Source organism: Neobacillus cucumis (assembly GCF_002860255.1).
Lineage (GTDB): Bacteria > Bacillota > Bacilli > Bacillales > Cytobacillaceae > Neobacillus > Neobacillus cucumis_A.
The window spans coordinates 1-20,275 of sequence record NZ_PGVE01000088.1 but is presented as its reverse complement, the minus strand read 5'-3'; the positions used below and the strand labels follow the sequence as shown (position 1 = coordinate 20,275).

At 36.4% G+C, this 20,275-nt stretch carries 20 protein-coding genes, 3 pseudogenes and 1 other annotated feature; of the genes and pseudogenes, 10 read left to right on the top strand and 13 right to left on the bottom strand.

All coding sequences use genetic code 11. From position 1 onward, the window contains the following. Positions 1-34: 34 nt before the first annotated feature. Both CVD27_RS22945 and CVD27_RS22940 read left to right on the top strand, forming a co-directional pair. Positions 35-352: pseudogene (locus tag CVD27_RS22945) on the top strand (LmrA/YxaF family transcription factor); the annotation flags it as partial. Between the two features lie 524 nt (positions 353-876). Beyond that, positions 877-1,095, top strand: a binding site (T-box leader). 64 nt (positions 1,096-1,159) lie between these two features. Then, positions 1,160-2,863, top strand: coding sequence for a 2-isopropylmalate synthase (locus CVD27_RS22940; RefSeq protein ID WP_101650778.1), 1,704 nt, complete (start codon positions 1,160-1,162; stop codon positions 2,861-2,863). A gap of 74 nt (positions 2,864-2,937) precedes the next feature. Here CVD27_RS22940 and CVD27_RS28915 read toward each other — a convergent pair whose 3' ends face one another. From CVD27_RS28915 to CVD27_RS22925, 4 genes are all read right to left on the bottom strand, one after another. Continuing rightward, positions 2,938-3,525, bottom strand: a complete 588-nt coding sequence (locus CVD27_RS28915) for a sensor histidine kinase (protein WP_257984466.1) — start codon at positions 3,523-3,525, stop codon at positions 2,938-2,940. A gap of 50 nt (positions 3,526-3,575) precedes the next feature. Continuing rightward, the gene (locus tag CVD27_RS28910) at positions 3,576-3,983 is read right to left on the bottom strand and encodes a PAS domain-containing protein (protein ID WP_257984465.1); all 408 of its coding nucleotides are present in this window, start codon (positions 3,981-3,983) and stop codon (positions 3,576-3,578) included. A gap of 145 nt (positions 3,984-4,128) precedes the next feature. After that, positions 4,129-5,613: a flavin monoamine oxidase family protein gene (locus CVD27_RS22930; protein WP_101650777.1), complete on the bottom strand. Its 1,485-nt coding sequence runs from the start codon at positions 5,611-5,613 to the stop codon at positions 4,129-4,131. A 187-nt stretch (positions 5,614-5,800) separates the two neighbouring features. Continuing rightward, positions 5,801-6,718, bottom strand: coding sequence for a DMT family transporter (locus tag CVD27_RS22925; protein ID WP_101650775.1), 918 nt, complete (start codon positions 6,716-6,718; stop codon positions 5,801-5,803). A 193-nt stretch (positions 6,719-6,911) separates the two neighbouring features. On the opposite strand from CVD27_RS22925, the gene CVD27_RS22920 reads away from it, so the two are divergent. Continuing rightward, positions 6,912-7,124 (top strand): DUF1540 domain-containing protein, encoded by a 213-nt coding sequence (locus CVD27_RS22920; RefSeq protein WP_101650773.1) that lies wholly within the window; start codon positions 6,912-6,914, stop codon positions 7,122-7,124. A gap of 49 nt (positions 7,125-7,173) precedes the next feature. Here the strand turns inward: CVD27_RS22920 and CVD27_RS22915 are convergent, their stop codons facing one another. Then, positions 7,174-8,385: a 4-hydroxybenzoate 3-monooxygenase gene (locus CVD27_RS22915; protein ID WP_101650772.1), complete on the bottom strand. Its 1,212-nt coding sequence runs from the start codon at positions 8,383-8,385 to the stop codon at positions 7,174-7,176. 113 nt (positions 8,386-8,498) lie between these two features. On the opposite strand from CVD27_RS22915, the gene CVD27_RS22910 reads away from it, so the two are divergent. Further along, complete coding sequence (locus CVD27_RS22910) at positions 8,499-9,290, top strand: IclR family transcriptional regulator (RefSeq protein ID WP_101650770.1); 792 nt, start codon at positions 8,499-8,501, stop codon at positions 9,288-9,290. Continuing rightward, positions 9,287-10,063: an IclR family transcriptional regulator gene (locus tag CVD27_RS22905; protein WP_101650766.1), complete on the top strand. Its 777-nt coding sequence runs from the start codon at positions 9,287-9,289 to the stop codon at positions 10,061-10,063. The genes CVD27_RS22910 and CVD27_RS22905 overlap by 4 nt, the downstream gene beginning before the upstream one ends. Before the next feature lie 30 nt (positions 10,064-10,093). Here CVD27_RS22905 and CVD27_RS22900 read toward each other — a convergent pair whose 3' ends face one another. Next, positions 10,094-10,942: a GNAT family N-acetyltransferase gene (locus tag CVD27_RS22900; protein WP_308301815.1), complete on the bottom strand. Its 849-nt coding sequence runs from the start codon at positions 10,940-10,942 to the stop codon at positions 10,094-10,096. Positions 10,943-11,154: 212 nt separating this feature from the next. Here CVD27_RS22900 and CVD27_RS22895 point away from each other — a divergent pair, with 212 nt between their 5' ends. Continuing rightward, the gene (locus tag CVD27_RS22895; protein ID WP_101650761.1) at positions 11,155-13,227 is read left to right on the top strand and encodes a DUF4179 domain-containing protein; all 2,073 of its coding nucleotides are present in this window, start codon (positions 11,155-11,157) and stop codon (positions 13,225-13,227) included. Positions 13,228-13,341: 114 nt separating this feature from the next. Here the strand turns inward: CVD27_RS22895 and CVD27_RS22890 are convergent, their stop codons facing one another. Both CVD27_RS22890 and CVD27_RS22885 read right to left on the bottom strand, forming a co-directional pair. After that, a complete protein-coding gene (locus CVD27_RS22890; RefSeq protein WP_101650759.1) occupies positions 13,342-14,418 on the bottom strand; it encodes a GIY-YIG nuclease family protein in 1,077 nt (358 codons plus the stop codon). A 56-nt stretch (positions 14,419-14,474) separates the two neighbouring features. After that, positions 14,475-14,840 (bottom strand): DoxX family protein, encoded by a 366-nt coding sequence (locus CVD27_RS22885; protein WP_101650757.1) that lies wholly within the window; start codon positions 14,838-14,840, stop codon positions 14,475-14,477. Between the two features lie 133 nt (positions 14,841-14,973). Between CVD27_RS22885 and CVD27_RS22880 the strand changes: the two genes are divergently transcribed. Beyond that, entirely contained in the window at positions 14,974-15,129 is a 156-nt protein-coding gene (locus CVD27_RS22880; RefSeq protein WP_101650755.1) for a DUF1540 domain-containing protein, read from the top strand. Positions 15,130-15,334: 205 nt separating this feature from the next. On the opposite strand, the pseudogene CVD27_RS28905 reads toward CVD27_RS22880, so the two are convergent. Continuing rightward, positions 15,335-15,513, bottom strand: a pseudogene (locus CVD27_RS28905) (DMT family transporter); the annotation flags it as partial. A 66-nt stretch (positions 15,514-15,579) separates the two neighbouring features. On the opposite strand from CVD27_RS28905, the gene CVD27_RS22870 reads away from it, so the two are divergent. Further along, positions 15,580-16,218 (top strand): DUF3885 domain-containing protein, encoded by a 639-nt coding sequence (locus CVD27_RS22870; protein ID WP_101650753.1) that lies wholly within the window; start codon positions 15,580-15,582, stop codon positions 16,216-16,218. A gap of 556 nt (positions 16,219-16,774) precedes the next feature. Here the strand turns inward: CVD27_RS22870 and CVD27_RS22865 are convergent. Both CVD27_RS22865 and CVD27_RS22860 read right to left on the bottom strand, forming a co-directional pair. Then, complete coding sequence (locus CVD27_RS22865) at positions 16,775-16,993, bottom strand: helix-turn-helix domain-containing protein (RefSeq protein ID WP_101650752.1); 219 nt, start codon at positions 16,991-16,993, stop codon at positions 16,775-16,777. Between the two features lie 10 nt (positions 16,994-17,003). Then, a complete protein-coding gene (locus CVD27_RS22860; RefSeq protein ID WP_101650750.1) occupies positions 17,004-17,492 on the bottom strand; it encodes a DUF2975 domain-containing protein in 489 nt (162 codons plus the stop codon). A 29-nt stretch (positions 17,493-17,521) separates the two neighbouring features. Here CVD27_RS22860 and CVD27_RS28345 point away from each other — a divergent pair, with 29 nt between their 5' ends. After that, a complete protein-coding gene (locus tag CVD27_RS28345; protein ID WP_101650749.1) occupies positions 17,522-17,824 on the top strand; it encodes a hypothetical protein in 303 nt (100 codons plus the stop codon). 43 nt (positions 17,825-17,867) lie between these two features. Here CVD27_RS28345 and hcp read toward each other — a convergent pair whose 3' ends face one another. Then, a complete protein-coding gene (hcp, locus tag CVD27_RS22850; protein WP_374703097.1) occupies positions 17,868-19,541 on the bottom strand; it encodes a hydroxylamine reductase in 1,674 nt (557 codons plus the stop codon). Between the two features lie 246 nt (positions 19,542-19,787). On the opposite strand from hcp, the gene CVD27_RS29120 reads away from it, so the two are divergent. After that, positions 19,788-20,015, top strand: a complete 228-nt coding sequence (locus CVD27_RS29120; RefSeq protein ID WP_374703096.1) for a GNAT family N-acetyltransferase — start codon at positions 19,788-19,790, stop codon at positions 20,013-20,015. A gap of 64 nt (positions 20,016-20,079) precedes the next feature. Here CVD27_RS29120 and CVD27_RS22845 read toward each other — a convergent pair. Next, positions 20,080-20,275: pseudogene (locus CVD27_RS22845) on the bottom strand (hypothetical protein); the annotation flags it as partial.

The following is a 20,275-nucleotide window of genomic DNA, read 5'->3' as shown; positions in this document are numbered from 1 at the left end:
AGCTTAACGGGACGTTACACAAGAAGCCACACAGGCGATGATTGAAAAACTAATAGACATCTTTAATCGAGAAGGGACGATTACTAGTTGTACTTTTATGAGTATCGTAAGCGAGATGGGGTCTTTAAGTGAACCCGTCCGTATTTCATGTTCTTCCCTTTATCTACAGATTCAAGAGATTTATTCGAACAAGTTGGTGGCAGACGGGTTCTCTAAAGAAACGGCTAATTCGATTGCACTCATGATGAACGCTTCCATTGAAGGGGGAATCATGCTTTGTTTAACAGAAAAAGCAAGCGAACCACTTAAAATAATTTCGGAATTATTACCAAATCTATTGAATAAGTTTTAATTTACGAAGAATAGATGACAACGGTTCCTTTTTAACATAGAAATAAACCCAAGAAAACCACACTCAAGGTTGAATACATTAGCCGTTTGTGTCAGAATGGCAATCCACAGTACAATTACCAGCATCATCACAAATAATATCACAATGAATGACGCGTAGATCAGAACCAAAGCAGACTAATGAGAAAAAAGGTCCAACACAAACTAATTGGCAGTTGTCTGGGATGTCTTTTATAGGTATTATTTGTACCTTAGAAAGGGAACATGGTTGTAATACTGGATTACAAATTTGATTACAGCAACAGCAATTTTTTTTCTTTTTTTTCTTCTTTGACATAGTTCTTTCATCTCCTTCATAACAATTTATTCAAAAAGAGGGACGAGGGTTAGTTGTTATTACGGGAATAAAGAAAATAGGTAAATAATTAGTACATAAACAGAAAAAATTTAGAAAAATACATATGGGTTTTATTAAATGGGTTGACTAATTTTTAAAAGAATAATAAAATAAGGAAAATTTAAAAAATAAACACAATGATTGGGAGTATTAAGGGACCCTTATTGTATAGAGAGCTGTCGGCTGGTGAAAGACAGTCAATAACTCCCCCAACTCACCCAGGAGTGGTAAGGCTGATATGTAGGTCTTAACGGTTGATCCCGTAATAAGGTCAATAAGTGGATTCGTTAGATTTTTTACGAGTCAAAAAGAGTGGTACCACGTAGGCAAAGCCTGTCGTCTCTTATGAGATGATAGGCTTTTTTATTTTAACCATGAAACCAATGAAATTTATAAAAGGTGGTCAACAGAATGAGAAATGTTGAAAAGTATTCCAGAGGTTATTTTATGCCCCCAGTAAAAAGCTTGAAATGGACCGAAAAAGAATATATTGAACAAGCTCCGACTTGGTGCAGTGTGGATTTGCGAGATGGAAATCAAGCCTTAATTGTGCCGATGAGTCTGGAGGAGAAGCTGGAATATTTTCAATTGCTGTTAGAGGTGGGATTCAAAGAAATAGAAGTGGGCTTTCCTGCCGCCTCTGAAACAGAATATACATTTTTACGCACATTGATTGAGCAGGATTTAATTCCAGAAGATGTGACGATTCAAGTGTTAACTCAGTCAAGAGAACATATAATTAAAAAGACCTTTGAATCGCTACAAGGTGTGAATAAAGCAGTGGTACACCTTTACAATTCAACCTCGGTTCCTCAGCGTGAACAGGTTTTCAAGAAGACGGAAGAAGAGATTATTGATATCGCTGTAACAGGAGCAAAATTGGTAAAGAAATACGCTGCTGAAACAGAAGGGAATTTCCAATTTCAGTATTCACCGGAAAGCTTTACAGGTACAGAAATGGAATTTGCCCTTGAAATCTGCAACAGCGTACTTGATGTTTGGCAGCCAACTGCCGGAAACAAGGTGATTATCAACCTTCCTGCGACGGTGTCCATGTCCATGCCGCATGTTTATGCTAGTCAAATTGAATACATGAGCGATCATCTGAACTACCGGGATCATGTCATTCTGTCACTTCATCCTCACAATGACAGAGGAACAGGGGTTGCTGATGCGGAACTAGGAATGCTTGCAGGAGCACAGAGGGTAGAGGGAACACTATTTGGGAATGGTGAGAGGACTGGAAACGTAGATATCGTAACGCTTGCTTTAAACATGTATTCGCACGGAGTGAATCCTAAGCTTAATTTTGAAAATATCTATCATATTCTTGCGAAGTATGAAAAATTAACAAGAATGAAGGTACATGAAAGACACCCATATGGCGGTGAGCTAGTGTTTACTGCATTCTCAGGATCGCATCAGGATGCCATTGCCAAAGGGATGAAGTGGCGTGAAGATAGAGAGAATGAATATTGGACCGTCCCTTATCTATTGATTGATCCAAAAGATATTGGCAGACAATATGAAGGAGATATTATTCGCATCAATAGCCAATCTGGTAAGGGAGGAATCGGGTATGTTCTTATGCAGAATTACGGCCTCGATTTGCCTATGGAGATGCGAGAAAGCTTTGGATATAGTGTAAAAGATATATCGGACCGTCTGCACAAGGAGCTTATGCCAAACGAAATCTATGAGATTTTCTTAAAAGAATATGTAAATATTAATAGCCCTGTCGAGTTTATCAATTACAAATATACACAAAATGAAAATTATGAAACGAGAGTATCCATTAAATTAAATAACGTAGGTCAGGAATTTACCAGTGTCGGGAAAGGAAGACTTGATGCGATCAGCAATGGACTTCGAGCCAAACTGGGTATCAATTTCAAAGATTTAGTTTATAAGGAACATGCATTAGAAATAGGTTCGGAATCAAATGCTGTATCATATGTTGGGTTTGCCGCTGCAGATGGTAGGGTTTATTGGGGTTGTGGAATAGATGCTGATATTATGACTTCCTCGATAAAAGCTTTGTTTAGCGCAGTTAATAAAATGATATCCTGCCCAAATAAAACGGTAGAAGAAGGATTTTCTCTTTTAAATAAGTAAGTGAAGTTAGAATGAAACAAAGACAACAAAAGCAGGGGAGGAAACTCCAGCTTTTGTTGTCTTTTTGTCATGAATTAAATATTTTTTACAGGAATTTGAACATGAATCGTAGTTCCTTTTCCCACTTGACTATGAAAAGCAATTGTCCCACCGTGATCGTGAATTGTTGTAAATACTTGCGTTAAGCCAAGACCTGTTCCTTCTGCTTTACTGGTAAAAAAAGGTGTTCCCAACAATTTTAGTTTTTCACGAGGAATCCCTACACCTGAGTCACTAATAATAACATGAACCATTTCATCATGATAAAAATGTTCAACCGAAATCTTACCTTTACCTTCAAGGGCCTCAATGGCATTCTTTATGAGATTAAAAAAAGCTTTTTGGAGTAAATTCTTTTTTCCACCAATCTTTTTATCTGAATCTCTGAAGTCCGTTCTCAATTCTATGTTATACAGTTTATCTTGAAATAGATTAATCAGGGAGGATAACTCATTGCATAAATTAATGATCGCAATGGGTTCATTTAATAAATCAGGCTTTGACACATGCAGTAAGCTCTCCAAAGTTGTCAAGGCTTTATCCAACTCATTTTCCATTATTGAAAAATATGGATTGGATTCGGATTCTCTAATGAGTTGTAAGAAACCTTTTACTGCCGTCAAAGGATTTTTTACCTCATGTGCGATACCAGCGGCTATTTGCCCAAGAGAAGCTAACTTTTCCCTATCATGTAAATGTTTTTGTGTAACTTATGGTCCGTTATGTTTTGCATTATAATCTGTGCGAATACTTGGTTTTCTAAATAAAAGGGTGCTGCAATTGATTCTATATCAATGATTTCTCCATTGTTCCTAATCATTTTTACTTCAGTGTTTATGGTTTCTTGATTAAGGAATACCTTTGTTAACCGCTCCATACATATTTTGTGAAAAGGAGGATGGATAAATTGGCAAACATTTTTAAAGATAATATCGGTAGTACTTTTGATGTTTAATAGGTCAAGACAAGCTTTATTACAATAAAGAATTTCACCTGTTGCTCCTACGATTAAAATTGAATTTAGTGAGCGTTCGACCAATTGGTGAAAATCTATAGGTTTGGAGTTAATTTCTAAAATCAAATAAACCACTCTTTCACTAAAAACTATAAAAATAGTATATCAAGAGACTTGCTAAACATAAATACAATGTTAATATTTAACATCTAAATGTCAAAAAATTTATTTTAAAATGGTTATTTAAAGCACTACAAAAAAGATGTTCCTTCTATTTAAAAAGCGTCTTAGGCAGGTTGTTCACCTCATGTGCTACCCTGATTCCCGATTGAATGGCACCTTCGACCCAAGCCGGATGGGGAGAGGTATGTTCACCTGCAAAATGTACTCGTCCTTCTGGTGCTGGAATATGGGGAAATAATTCTGATTCCTGACTAGGTTTAAACATAGAGAAAGCTCCGCCAGAATATGGATATTGACCCCAGCTGTGAGACACACCGGTAAGAAAATGATTATAAATATGGCTTCCATGTACTGTGGCTAGATTATCCAGTGCATTCCGAATTCGATCATTTTCTGGCAAATTGTCCCAAGATAAAGTTTCATCCTCCCAAGTATAACTGGCTAATATTACCCCTGAGCCAGATGTGCCTATAAGGTGGCTAGGATAGTATGCAAAACGGATCGGTAAGTCCGTCATCAATTTACCACTTAGAATACCTTCCTTTTCCCAAAATCGATGTTTAAACTGAAGTCCTATTTTAGTGGAGGATACATAGTGGAGATCTCGTATCGCACGTCTTTTAGAATGCGAAAATAAATCACGTGGTACAATTTCCACAAATGAAAGCAGAGAAAAAGGAATGGTAATAATGGCAAGATCCCCAGTAACTTGAAGTGGTCTTTGACTTACTGTTTGTGTGGAATGAATGGTCACTTGATGATTACGCTGTTCAATTTTTGTCATTTTGTAACCAAAGTAGAGGTTCTCTTTTAATTCAGGCAGAAAAGCATTCGGGAGTTTGTCATTCCCGCCTTCTACTTCATAAAAATGGATGTCAGGGTTAAATAAAGGTATTAATTCTCGAAGAATGGCAGGGAATGAAAGCTCAGGAAATCCCTCTAGATTAAGTAAGACTTCAATGCTTTCAATCGCACCGGAAGATAAGCTTATTCCGACTGGATTGTTTCTTAAAAAAAAGCTCATTGGATATTTATCAAATTCTCTTACAACGAATTCCCAATTCTTTATGGGATTTTGTCTAATGAAATCAACTACCGGCTTGATCGCAATTGTGAGGAGTTCTTCTGCCGTTTTTCCTCTTTCGTGAGGGGCAACAGGATAATTTAGGATATCTGGATTTCGTTGATATGTAGAGAGGTTTGTTTTAATACCATTTGCATAAATCAGGTCGTGGGGGGTTGTGTTATAAAAAGGATTGGCTTTTAATTTGTATTTTTTGATGTATTCTAATGCCAAAACATGATTACTTGGAATGCGCATAGCTCCAACATCCATGTACAAATTATCTGTAAACGGAGCTCTTAAAGTATACACACGGCCTCCAACTCTTTGAGTTGCTTCTAGAATCGTTATTTCGTGCCCTGCGTTCTTTAGAAGAGAGGCAGCCACTAAGCCAGACATACCAGCGCCAACAATGATAATTTTTTTGGGTGTTTGTGATAATCCAAGACCATTTCGAATCGTTAATAGCATTTGTTCTGTTGTCATAGATGGCATCCTGAAAATGGACATTCTTATTCCTCCACTCCAAATCTATTTTATAAAAGATATTGGTTTTAAGAGAGGGTTATTACAGGCTTAAAAATTAAATCATAATGATTTATTTCTGAAATTGATAATAAGGAATATAGAGGAGACATAACAACTAAAAAGGGCACTTTCCATTTAACGGAAAGTGCCATTGAAGGCCAGTAGGCCTTTACATGCTTTGTTTACTTTTATGATAGGCGGTGGGTAAGGTTTCATTCTTTTTTCTACCCATTATATTCACCAGCAATACTCCGGAGACAGTAACAATCCCGCCAATGATCGAGAAAGGACTTGGCCATTCCTGAAGCCAGATCCAAGCCACTAAAATAGCAAATACGGGCTCAATATATAAAATAGTTGAAACAGAGCTGGCATTTCCTAATGAAAGGGCAATAGCCCAAGTGACATAAGCTACGCCTGCCGGGAATATTCCTACATAGATTGCGGAAAAATTAGCTTGGAGCGTAGCATGCTGAATTCCATCCATTAACCCTGGTGAAAAAACTAGAAAAGGTATGGTTCCAGCCCAAGTAAAGTAAGCAGTTAATTCTATAGGCTTATAGCGGTCAAATAGCGATTTTTGTAAAACAAAAAACACGGAAGTGGCAAATGCGGCTATTAATACAAAGATGATTCCTGAGGAAATAGCAAAAGTATCATTTGATCCGACAGCAATAATAGCTATTCCTGCAAAACCAATGAAAAGTCCGATCCATCCCATTAGCTCAAGCCGTTCCTTTAATACAAACATGGCAATTATGGTCGTAAAAATAGGCGAAGATGCAACAAGCATGGCTGCTGTGCCTGCAGAGACAGTTTGAGAACCAAAGGTTACACCAATATGATAAGTGCTGATACCGATCCAACCCAAAAGTAAAATTCTAAACCAGTCTCTCTTGGCTGGAATTTGAAATTTAACTCCGGGAAGTAGTGCATAAATAACAAAAGACAAAGAGGCAATTATATAGCGAAATAACACCAAGTGGCCTGAGGTATAGCCACCTTGCAAACTAGCCCGAATGGCAGCAAAGGCGGAACCCCATATAATTACCGTTATCATTGCCATAGAAAATGCTTTTTTATTCATAAAAATCCCCTTTATACAGACCACTATTAATGAATGAAAGTGAAGCCAATTTATTATATCATGTATGACCAGTAGAAATATAAATAATCGTTTCCTCCCATCCATGGATTCATGACCTCTTGGCACTTTGCATGAAAAAATGTTTTTTGCAGAAAATAGAATATCCAAGGGTAATAAAAAGGGAGGTTTGAACATGCCCAAAGTAGAAGTTTCTTGTGCGATCTCAAACTGCACATTTTATGGAGAAGGAAATGTATGTACAGCTGAAAAAATTATGGTTGAACTAGATAGCCATGCGAGATATGATACAGAAATGTCTGGCGAGTTAGGAGAAAAAAATCATAAAGATAGAGCTGACCATTCAGCAGAAACTTGTTGTAAAACATTCAAATCGAAAAAAGGCTAATGCTATAAAAAAGGAATCTGACTTCTTGAGTCAAATTCCTTTTTCGATTTTATATGATTAAACTCTTGATGTCCCCAGCTTTCTCCCATTCAATTGGCAAGCCTACGTAATTTTCCGCAATAGTCCTTAATCCGGCTTCTGAAGATGTATAGTAATCAAGTTCTGCAAGCTGGACACCCCGTTCAAACGAATCATAGTTTGGATTGGTATGAAGAAGCCTTGTCATAAAATAAGAGAAGCGTTCGGCCTTCCAAACACGACGTAGACAAATCTCTGAATAACGATCAAGAATATAGGTACTGCCCTTTTGATAATACTCAGTAATTCCACGAGACATGACTTTCACATCTGTAGCGGCAAGATTGAGTCCTTTGGCGCCAGTAGGCGGAACGGTATGGGCGGCATCCCCCGCAATAAAGAGGCGGCCATATTGCATCGTCTCACAAACAAAACTCCTCATTTGAAAAATTCCTTTTGAGGTAATTGGTCCATCTGGTACCTGCCAGCCATCATTTGTTTTGGTTCGTGCGGTTAATTCAGACCAAATGCGGTCATCGGACCAATTGGCAATATCATCATAAGGGTCTACTTGAAGATAGTGACGTTGCAGGGTGGGGGTTCGTGTGCTTAGTAAGGCAAACCCTTGGTCATGATTAGAATAAATTAATTCATCTGCCGCTGGCGCGGAATCGGAGAGAATTCCTAACCAGCCAAATGGATAAAAATGAAGATGTTCTTTTCTAATATTTTCAGGAATGGCATGGCGGCTTGGTCCATGAAAACCGTCACATCCTGCGATAAAATCACAAACAAGCTCTTCGTCCAAGCCATTTTTACAGTATCTGATTTTGGGCTGGTTGGTATCAATTTCATGCAATGTCACATCTTCCACATCAAAGATAATGTCTTTGCCATTTTCATAGCGTGCGTTGACTAGGTCGATAATCGCTTCATGCTGCGGATAAACAACCACTTGCTTCCCACCAGAATATTTTTTTAAATCAATATGGCGTCTTTGTCCATTAAATTGAAAGTAGTTCCCATTATGAAAATGACCTTCACGATCCATACGACTGCCCACACCAATTTCTCGTAAGATATCAATCGTGGTTTGCTCTAAGATACCAGCTTTTACGGTACCCTCGATATTATTTCGTGATTTACGCTCTAATATAACTGAATCGATGCCTTGTAGTTGAAGAAGTTGTGCAAGGATAAGGCCAGCAGGTCCAGCCCCAATAATTCCTACTTGTGTTTTCAATATTTCCAGCTCCTTTAATTGAAAGCGTTTTATTTTTTATAAAGATATAATATAATTAAAATATTCTGAATTATAGTGTTAACTTCTTATATATGAAACAACGAGGTATTTTTATGAGCTTAACTAATAAAAAAACGTCTGTTTTACAATCGGTCCAAAATGGACTGCGAATTTTACAGCTATTTACGACAGAAAACCCCATTTGGGGGATTACAGAAATAGCAAACGCGCTTCAAATGAATAAAAGTACTGTTAGTCGGCTAGTATCTGATTTGATAATGGAAGGTTTTTTACAAAAAGAAGGAAGTAAATATCGACTTGGATTTTCGTTACTATCCATTAGTGGAGTAATTACTTCGCATTTAGAAATCCATCGAGAATCGAAGGATATATTAAAGAATTTAGTATCTGAATTAGGGGAGACAGCCCATATTTCCATATTAGAAGGAAAAGAAGTTACCTATGTCCATAAAATAGAATGCAAGAATCCTGTCCCGCTTTTGTCTTCGATTGGAAAAAGGAACCCGTTAACTTGTACAAGTTCTGGCAAAATTTTATTAGCTTTTCACAATAAGAATTTTATCGAAAGCATCCTTGCTGAAGGACTTCCCCGTATGGGACCTAACAGCGAGACAGACCCAGATCAATTAAAATCTCAATTAATCCAAATAAAAAAACAAGGGTACTCTATCTGTATTGATGAGATGCATGAGAATTCCGTAAGTATTGCAGCTCCAGTAAGGGATTATACGGAAGAAGTGGTAGCAGCGGTCAGCGTAGTTGGAACACGGGATCGGATTCAAAATAATAAAATTAATAGGTTTACAGAAAGAGTATTAGAGGCTGCAAATGAAGTTTCAATCAGATTAGGATATATTCCTGACAAGGAGTTGACGCTATATTGAGGTATCCTGCCATAAATAGTTATCAATACTCTTCCTTTAGAAATGCCCTGCGTCTTCTCCAGTTATTTTCTGTGGAAAAACCTGAAATACAGTTAGAGGATATTGCAGGTAAATTAGAAATTGGACCGAGTACGGCTTTTCGGTTAGTTCATACATTGATGGTGGAAGGATTTATTGTAAGAGATTCAGCTTCTAAATCTTATCGGCTTGCGGCATCTGTTTTGGCTTTTGGCCATACACTCCTAAAAAAAGAAAATCTCTATCATTTGTCCATAGAGATAATAGAAAAACTAGCAGAAAGAACGGGTGAAACGGCTCATATTGCGATATGTAAGGATGAACAGGTTTTGTATCTTCTTAAAATTGAAAGTACTCATCCTGTTCATTTACTCTCACATGCAGGAAGGAAAAATCCGCTTCATTGTACGAGTACAGGACAAGTTTTGTTAGCATTCCAAAAGGATTCATTAATTGAACGGGTAATTGATAGGGGACTTTCCTCGTATACTTTAAAAACCATAACAGATTCCAGTAAGTTAAAGGATTTACTACATACAATAAAAATGAAAGGATTTGCGGTTAGTAAGGAAGAATTGCATGAAGGTGTAGTATCAATAGCAGCTCCTGTCCTGAATAGAAAAAGCCATATAATGGCCGCTGTTAGTATTGCTGGTCCGGCCAGCAGGATCAATGATCGTACGATTCCTAAATTAACGAAACAAGTGCAACAGGCTGCTGATGAAGTGACGAAAAAGATGAAGAGCCTTTTTTAAGTGAGGACATAAAAAGGCTCTTATCATTAACTATCTTTGATATTCATAATAATCTTGAGAATGGTAGGTTCTGAATCCACATGATTCATAGAGCTTAAGGGCATGGGCATTTTTCGCCTCTACTTCTAGGAAAACAGACAAACCTTTTTGGTCCTCCATTTTGACAATCCTAGATAGAGCTCTTCTGCCTATGCCTTTTCCTTGCAATTCAGGAAAAACCGCAAACCCATAAATCCAAGCTTCTCCATCTGATTCTGCAACGCGCATTTTTCCAGCCGTTATCCCGTTAGCTTCAATAATGAAATTTTGTTCGGTGTTGTTTTCCCTGATTCGATTATTAAACTCACGAGCTTCATCTTCATTAAATCCAAAGGCCAAAACTTCCAGCTGAATCGCTGCTTCTAGGTCCTCCTTTGTCGCAGAAAGTCTAAGTGAAACGGAAGGGTCTTCGGTTAACTCTGTTTTCTGCCACTTCATTTGATATTCTGCGACCGCAAAGGTACAAGGAATGTTTTTTAAAAATTCTTTCGCGGCTTGAGAGTCAGTGGGGGCATTTAACAAAATCGTTTGAATGTTTCGTTTCTTGGTTTCCTCAAGTCCCATATCCAGCAATTTAGTAAAGATCCCTCTTCTACGGTAATCTGGGTGGACCATTCCGCAAAGCTCTATCTTATTGCCAAACCCATAGCGACCAAGAAATCCGACAAGTTTGCCTTCCTCATAATGAAAAAAGTCTTCCTTTTCAATTCCGTTTCTAGTTTCTAGCATGTCAAAATTAAGTTTTAGCTGGAATCCGCCGTCTTGTTCGCACACCTTTTGAAGTGCTTTTATAGAAGCTAATTCTTCTTTTGTTAGCATGTTATCACCTCTGTTCGTCATCCTCTCATTCTATTCTTTACTTCACTGCTTTTTTCCTTCTTTGATGGTCAAATTACGGAAATGTATCCTTTTAACTATGTTATTATAAGATAAATAATGTATTTTTTAACATATGTTTACATATTTGAAAGTAATAAATGGAATGATCTTAACTAATACGATAATAGTAGCAGCCAAAAGGTTGTGAAGATAGGAAAGGGGGGACCCTATTTATGATCCTAGCAAAAGAGAATTCCATTTCAATCACTACGATAAGAGAAAAAGACCTGGAATCCATCGTTGAATGGTTCGAACAGCATAAACAAACGTTCTATACACTTGGTTGGTCCTATCTTAAAAATCAACAGCAAATGGAAGAGCTATTTTATCAGTCCATTAAAAAGGTCCACAAGGAACTGCCTGGATTTAAAAGAGAAACGTCCGTCGAAACCTATGTTACCTCCATTTTCATACCTATCTGCCGTGAGCTTTCTAATAATAGAAGTATACAAGTTTCAGGGGAAAGTGAACCACGTCATGTTTTATTTGAGGCACTTGATCAATTGAAAGAGTGCGAGAAAGAAGCGATGCTTCTTACATATGTAAAGGGCTTTTCTAAGGAGGAAACGGCAAAGATTCTTCAAGTTTCAGTGGGAAAAATGAAAGAGCTTTTGTTTTCCGGTATACAGTCACTTAGAAAAGAATTGGAATACGGAGCCACCTTTAATGGCTGTGGGGAGTATCATAAGGTTTACATCGATTATTTAGAAAGAACTCTAGATCGGTCGATAAAGATAGATTTAGAGAAACATATTTATCATTGTCAAGAATGTCAGGAGGATTTGGCTACCTTTCAGGAAGTCATGTTAACTATGTCAAATCTTACTGAAACGATTCAAGATGTGCATGTGCCTTCTGGTTTCATGGAGAACGTCAAGGATAGGCTGGCAGAAGAGGAAAGGCACAAGCAACAGAAGAACAAGAAACGTAAAAGGAAGAGACTTATATATGCGGGTATTTTCGCATTATTAATGGGTTTAGGTTTTTTTACGAGGGTGTTTACCACCCTCTACTATTCATGGACAGAAGAAGATCAGCAATTACGTGCCTTTCTTCAACATGGCCTGGGTGAAGGGATGAACCTCGAAGCAGAAAACAAGGGGGTGAAAATTAAAATCAAGGGTGCGATTGCTGATGATGTTCAAACGATGGTTTTTTATGAAATAGAAGATACAAAAGAAGACAATCAATACATGATGCATTATCATGATGGGGCGTATGTAGCGAATGAACATGAAATCATGAGCAGTGAGGCAAATCAAAGATACGATCCACCTAATCTTGAATCGGATGTCAATAAAAAAGAAAAGAATGTCTATCGTGGAAAGATTAGTCTGCCGCCACTCACAAAGGATAACGCGACCATTAAACTGTGGATCACAAAGATTCAGAAGTTGGATCGTGAGTCTACTGATCCGAATGGTTATATGGCTGATGAGAATATAGAATATAAAACAGGGAAGTGGAACTTTGAGATCCCTGTAACAAAACAACCATCCCTCGAATATGCATTGGATGAAAAAACAGAAGTCGAGGGAATCCCGGTTCGATTTGATCAACTAACCATTGCTCCAACCACTACCATTTTGCAATATAGTCTTCTTAATGACCAGTCAAAAAAAAGGATAGAAATGCTCAATATTGACTCTCTAGAAGTGAATAGTAAGAAAGTGAAACCTGATTTGAATGGCGGCTCTTTTGCAGATTTACCACAAGACATAAATTGGACTACTTATCAAACAAACTTTGATTCTTTTTTTGGTGAAAAGCCAAAAGAGGTTAACGTTAAACTCGGTTCTATTTATTTAACTTTTGAAGAGCAAAAAAACATCGAACTGGATCCTTCTCAAAAATATCCTCAAACCTTTGAATATGCAGGAAGTACCATCTCCATCGACAAGGTGGAAGTTGGAAAGCCGGCCATTGTTGTCATAAGCAATCAAGAAATTGAGAATCGTGCATATGAGACACTTCAATTTCGAGTTGTAGAAGAGGGTGAGAATGAAGCTAGTTCAATGGAGATGAATTCTGACGGAGTGCTCATAGATAAAAACGGGGTGGAATACCATAACGATACGACTGTCCCATACGAAGAAATCAAGCAGCCCCGTTATTTTTTTACCGTTCAAACGATGAAGTTAAATAATGACATCCCTGGAGAAAAAGTAATTCCTAAAAGGCTGGAGATTTTTGGATACAATACAACAAAATATTTGACAGACGTGGTGAAGATTTCTTTGAAGTAAATATTTCAGTTATAGGTTATGTGACGAAGGGACTAGCTAGTCCAATAAATTTGATGGATAAGCCAGTCCCCGGTTCCAAAGTAGAATGTTCCTCAAGAACTTTTCGGTAGTTCTCTAATTAAAAGTACACATTTCTTTTAGTAATTCTTCAAGTACATGATCCATTAACGAATCAATCCCGGACTCAAGCCATTCATCAGGTATAATACGATAACGGCAATTACCGCTTTTCAAATAGGTATAAATAATTTGTGTCTCATCTAGTTCCTCTTTACTAACTACAATTGGAGAGTTGAGAGGACTTTGTTTAAAATAAGTTAATAGTTCTTTCCTTATGGTTCCTAGATTTGTTTGGTTATTTATTTTTTTACTATATAAAAGTTTGTTCCCCTTAATAAGAAAAAGTTTAATCGTAGATTCACCTATGGATTCAACCACCACAATATTTTGATTTTCCGCGGTAAATTCGATGACCTGCTCTTTATAAAGGAGGGCGTTAATCGAATCAAGGATGTTCCGATATTTTGCCGCGGCTTCAAACTGAAATTGTTCGGATGCAGCTGCCATTTTCTGTTTGATTTCTTCAAGTATTGCTGTGTCCTTCCCTTGCAACAAAGCAAAAATCTTGTCCAAAATTCGATTGTAATCTTCTAGAGCGGAACCATCTACACACATACCGATGCACAAACCTAATGAATAATTTAAACATGGTCCATTCTTCATGGATGGGTTGCTACAGCTTATTTTAAAAGCTTCTTTCAAACCATTGATCGCTTTTTCGACGGTGTACTTGTTGATAAATGGCCCGAAATATAGATTTCCGTCATTTTCCATTAACGAGTGGGATATTTCCAAGACCCGCTTTCCTTCATCAGTTTTTACCACGAGATAGGTGTACCTTTGAGGATTTTTCATTTTTTTATTAAAATGAGGCTTTAATTCCCTTATCAATTTACATTCGAGCAAAAAGGCTTCAAATTCCGTGTCCGTCAGGAGATAGTCAAAATCCTTTAGGTTAGACACCATCTTTTTGATCTTTTCAGAATGAGCCTTTGAATGTTGAAAATATGACTGCACTCGTCTCTTTAGATTTTTGGCTTTTCCGACATATATGATATTACCAAAGGAGTCTTTCATTAGATAAACGCCAGGAGTTAATGGCAGGGTTTTTACCTTTACTTTTAAGTTCATAAGTGTGTTCACTCACCAAATAATAATAGATATTATTATTTTAACACATGAGAGAATCACCTAGGAGATTGCTTGTATAGATAAACTAGGAGTACTAACATGACAATATCTAATCGAGCTTGAAAGGCGAATGTGATGATACTGGTTTGCATTAGGGGTACCTTTGTTAAAAGAAGTGCTACAATCATGATACCAATTAAAGGGACTACGGCATTTTTAACAGATTTATTGATTAATATTAAAACTCCGCAAACTAATTCTAGGAAAATGACAAGCTTTAACATAAGGTGAGGATAGGGCAGTCCTAATCCAAGAAAATGCTTCGCCAGGTTTGCACTCAGTAACTTCATCAGTCCAGATATGATAAAAACATAGGCAACTGCATATCGTATAAGTTTATTTGAAGAAAAGAAAATTTTCATAAAATATCCCCCTTTTACATCTTTATGCAGGAAAAGGGACAGCCCATTACAAAAAAACTCCAATTTAGAAAATGTTTACCTCATTTTCTTAAAGGGTATGGATTAATAAGACCATTTAAGGAGGTTACAAGAGATGAATTTAGAGGTAAAATGCAATGTTAAAAATTGTAAATATTGGGCAAAAGGCGACCAATGCATTGCTGACTCTATTTATGTGGTTGGCCCCAACGGTAGAGAAGTAGCGAATAATGTTGAAGAAACTGCTTGTAAGACTTTTGAAGAACGCTAATAGATCAAATACTGGACCTGATATTTACACGGCTACATTTATTTATACGGTGCAGGTTAACTCAATAAGGAATGTCAAATGGAGTCCTGCATCAGTAGGTTTATTGAACATAAAGTATAATAATAAATTTAAAATCTACAAGAAAAAGGATAATACCCAAATGAAGGTATTATCCTTTTTCTTTATTAAAATAGAGAATGTCCTTTTATTCGTTTATTTGTATTCTGCGGAACCTCATTTCACTAATAAAAGTGGAACCGAATAAAGAATCCCACCTATGGTTTGTAATACCATGAATTGCTCTCATAAAATGAAACCAGAGATTAAAATAGCTACAAATGGGTCAACATAACTCAACATAGCTATGCTCTGACCTTTTAATTTTGACCTAACGTTTCAGGTTAGTTAAAGTACGATGGGTTTAATGAATGAATCAAATGGGGTGCGGTAATGAAATTAAGCCACTTTATAAATAAGAATTTCCCCAATTTAGAGCTTAGACCACCTTTATTTTATAGTTGGGATATTGGAATACGTTTTGAACTAGGGGTGGAGTGGAAAAGAGAATATGATTTTCCCGACAACCCTTATATACTGGGGAGTTATAAAAGGGCTATTACTTTATTTAAAGCTGTGCATTCTCCAACAGAGGAAATACTTGTCGTGCTGGATGTAAATGATTTTGATAAAGGGAAAACCATTAGACATCAGTTAAAGAACTTTTCTCGCTATGTAGACAAATCATTATTGTTTAAGTTGGAACATCAAGTAATGCCTTATATATTCCCAGAGGATGATGAAGAAGGTACATATAAAACTCATAGATTTTCTCTAAACTGCAAAACATCTGATTTTAAATACATTCCATTGTTAAAAGCTATTTGCAACCAAGACTTAGGGTTAAAACCAAGTTTTTTCCATAGAGTTTACTTCATAAATATCAATAAGAAAACTATCTTTCACGTTTACGATGACAGAGGTTGTGATTTATTATCGACATCACCCGAAACAATTAAAGATATGTATAATAGATACAATGATTGGATTTTAGATTATGATAGGAATGATATAGACAAGATGTTTAAATAAAGATTATTCTTCTTCTTCTTCAAGTAACATGACAGTTATATGTATAATGACCTGGCGTAGTATTTAACGGTAATAATGTTAAATACTCCGCCCTTTTTGTCATTCCTGTTTTCAATTTTCTATAACTTCTATATAACATTGGAAAAGCTGAAAACACATTAAAGTCATTCTGTCATTATTTACGGTTTATAATTGCCCTAGATTAAATCTTGGTATTACGAAGGAATAAACAATTAAGTGTTTCATTTAGAACGAACTGGGTAGATACAGTTTACAAGTATGTAACACAGTATTGCACTTTTGTTGGTAAGTTGTTAGCTGAATACGATTCAGTGTACAAAGGAGGTGTAAACCATGGAGAAATATGAATACTTAAATGCATGGGCAAATATTAGTGAATTATTATATTATGCTGCACATGAAGAGTAGAAGGTCGGAAAAAAGACGTTTTTAATAAAAAATCCCGCCTTAAAATAAAGAGGCGGGAATATCTCAATGTAATCAACCCATAGTTCACTATCTAATCCCGTTGGTTGAAGAAAGTTGCTGTCTGTTTTTATTGAGTGTCTTCGTCTCTTTTGTACTCCAAAATATCACCTGGCTGACAATCCAAAGCCTTACATACCGCTTCTAATGTTGAAAAACGAACCGCTTTTGCTTTCCCATTTTTCAGAATGGAAAGATTCGCAATCGTAATTCCAACCCTCTCCGATAATTCTGTTACGCTCATTTTCCTTTTTGCCAACATCACATCAACATTGATGATAATCGCCATGATATTCATCTCAGATCGTTAAATCATTTTCTGATTTTATATTAATAGCTTCTTGTAAAAGTCTTTGAAGAACAGCAGCAAAAACGGCGATCACCTTTGAGGCGAAAATAATGACCAATCCGATTGGTATGATACTTGGTGGGTCAACTTTTTTCGCCATGAGATAGTAGAGTGGCATACCTAGCAGGTACAAGGTACTGATCGTTATGGCACAGAATTTTATTTTCTTTAAAGCCTTTACCGATAATTCCGAGAACGCTTGGTTCTTATCAATATAGCTTAAAAGTTTAAAAGCTTGATACAGAGCAAAGTAAAAAGGTATCGCTGCTGCGTACATATCGATTAAAACGAGAGATTTCATATAAGTGAAATGTGGATACAACTCTCCAGCAAAATTCCCGATCTTAGGCACCAAAAATATGCACAATGCAAGAACTGCAATTCCAGCCAGAAAAATAATTACCTTTAAGAAAGTGGTCGAACCTCGTTTAACATTCATTTAAAACACCTCACTTATTTAATGACAACATGATTTTATCATATAAATTTATTGTATTATTATTGTTAGAGGTAGTCCTTCGATATACTTCTTTCTTCGATCAATTTCATGAAGGGCATTCAAATGTTGACAGAAATGAACGTAGAACGTTTATTACACCCCCTTATAATAGTAGGATAGAACTCCAAGTAAACTTAGATGTAATAGACTCTTTGAATAATGGAATAAAAATAGAACTATTCCTGTTACAAAAGCAGATGCAGTGGCTGCAGAAGAAGGTTATGGTCATGGCAATGGAAATACAGTTATTAAGTGTTTTTAAATATAAATAAAAAAACCCCATTCCTTGATGCTTCGTTAGGAATGGGGCTATTATTAAACTAATGTACTTCCTTGAATTTCAATTGAGCTGTTCATGAACATTTCGATGTCGGCTTTTGTATTGGAAATGCCGCCTACACCAAAATTCTCAATTAAGAAGTTCGTTACGTTTGGTGATAAGAAAGCTGGTAATGTTGGTCCAACGTGAATATTTTTCACACCTAAGTAAAGTAAAGATAAGAAAACAATCACCGCTTTTTGCTCATACCATGCGATATTGTAATATAATGGTAATTCATTTACACTTTCTAATCCGAAGGCTTCTTTCAGCTTCAATGCAGTCATGACAAGAGAGTAGGAATCGTTACATTGACCGGCATCAAGGACCCTTGGAATTCCGTTAATATCACCTAAATCTAGCTTATTGTATCGATATTTTGCACAACCGGCTGTTAAAATGATCGTATCTTTTGGAAGCTCTTCGGCAAACTCTCTATAATAAGTTCTGCTCTTATGGCGACCATCACAGCCAGCCATTACAAAGAATCGTTTGATATCACCCTTTTTCACAGCTTCTACCACTTGATCAGCCACTTGAGCCACTTGATTATGCGCAAATCCTCCAATAATTTCACCTGTTTCAATTTCTACTGGTGGTTGGCATTTCATTGCATGCTCAATAATAACGGAGAAATCCTTTGTATCATCTTCATTTTTAGGAATATAGGTTACACCCTCAACAGCAGTTGCACCAGTTGTATACATTCTTCCTTTATAAGATTCCTTTGGTGGTACAATACAGTTTGTTGTCATTAAAATCGGACCGTTAAAGCTCTCGAATTCACGAGTTTGTTCCCACCATGCATTTCCGTAGTTACCGACAAAATGATCATATTTTTTGAATGCTGGATAATAGTGCGCTGGGAGCATTTCACTATGTGTATACACATCTACTCCTGTGCCTTCCGTTTGTTTTAATAACTGTTCCATATCTTTCAGGTCATGACCGCTAACTAAAATTCCCGGATTTTGACGTACACCAATGTTTACTTTCGTCATTTCAGGATGACCATATGTTGATGTATTTGCAGTATCTAAAAGCTCCATGGCATGAACGCCGTACTTTCCACATTCTATTGAAAGTTGAATCAATTGTTCCATACATACTGAATCATCTGTAATCATTGCAAGTGCTTTTTGTATAAATGCATTTAGCTCTTCATTTTCATAGCAAAGATTTGCCGCATGCTCTAAATAGGCAGCCATTCCCTTCAAACCGTAAGTCACTAATTCTCTTAATGAACGAATATCTTCATCTCTTGTAGCTAAAACACTAACTTCTTGAGAAGCAGATTTCATTTCAAGCTGGTTATTTGTTTCGCCGTACCAAGTGACAAAATCGCTATCGTTGTCTAAAGTGTAGCCTGCAGTTGTAATTGCCGCTTTAATTTCTTCCCGGAGGCTTAATCCTTCTCTTACGGTATTTAAAAATTCATTTTTATCCCAATTTGCATTTGTAATCGTCATAAAAAGACCATTTATGATAAACTGATCTGTTTTCTTTTGATTCAACCCGATTTCACGAGCCATTGAATTCACAATCGATACTCCCTTAATCGTGTAAATTAATAAATCTTGCATATTTGCTAAATCATCTTTTTTTCCACATACTCCAACAACTGTACAACCTGTTCCTTTTGCGGTTTCTTGACATTGAAAACAAAACATACTCATTTATAAATTCCTCCAGTGAATGATTTTCGATTTCTAATTTTTCTACATTAAACACATTTCTCTTATTAAGTTTGAATGATTGAATAAAGATCAAAAGCAATTAACAATATAATCATCTTGTTTACATTGTCATTATAGATTCATTGATTTTAAATTTGGAGTTCTTTAGGAATCTGTTCAAAAAGAAGTCAAAAAGAATTGAACACTTCGTGACAAAAAGGAAAAGTGGGGGAGGTTTGAATTAAACACCTGGTTGAAAACAATATAGTTGATATAGATGGTCAAATACTTGGATTTGGAAGAGCAATGACAGATGGAGTTTTTAACGCTGCAATATATGATGTAATAGTTCATCTAGGATTCCAAAAACAAGGGATAGCCAAACAAAGCTGTTTTGAAATGGTTACTGAAGTAAACCAGCAAATAGTTTGTCAATATTTTTCAATAAAATTTTTAAAAATCGCATGATATACTAAAAATGTGCATGCCAAATAACCTTCCGTTAATTCATTTTTGGAAGGTTTTGTGCTTTTTAGTTTAATTTAGGTTCTAAGCTATAATCTTGGAAGGTCGATTTGCTTTTTAATAAGGCAAAAATCCAATGTAAGAGCTTATTTACACAGGCGATAACAGCTACTTTAAAAGGTTTTCCTTCTTCACGTTTCTTATCATAAAACTCTCGTAATTTCTTATTACGAGGAATGATTTCATCGCTTGTTTTGCTCTTA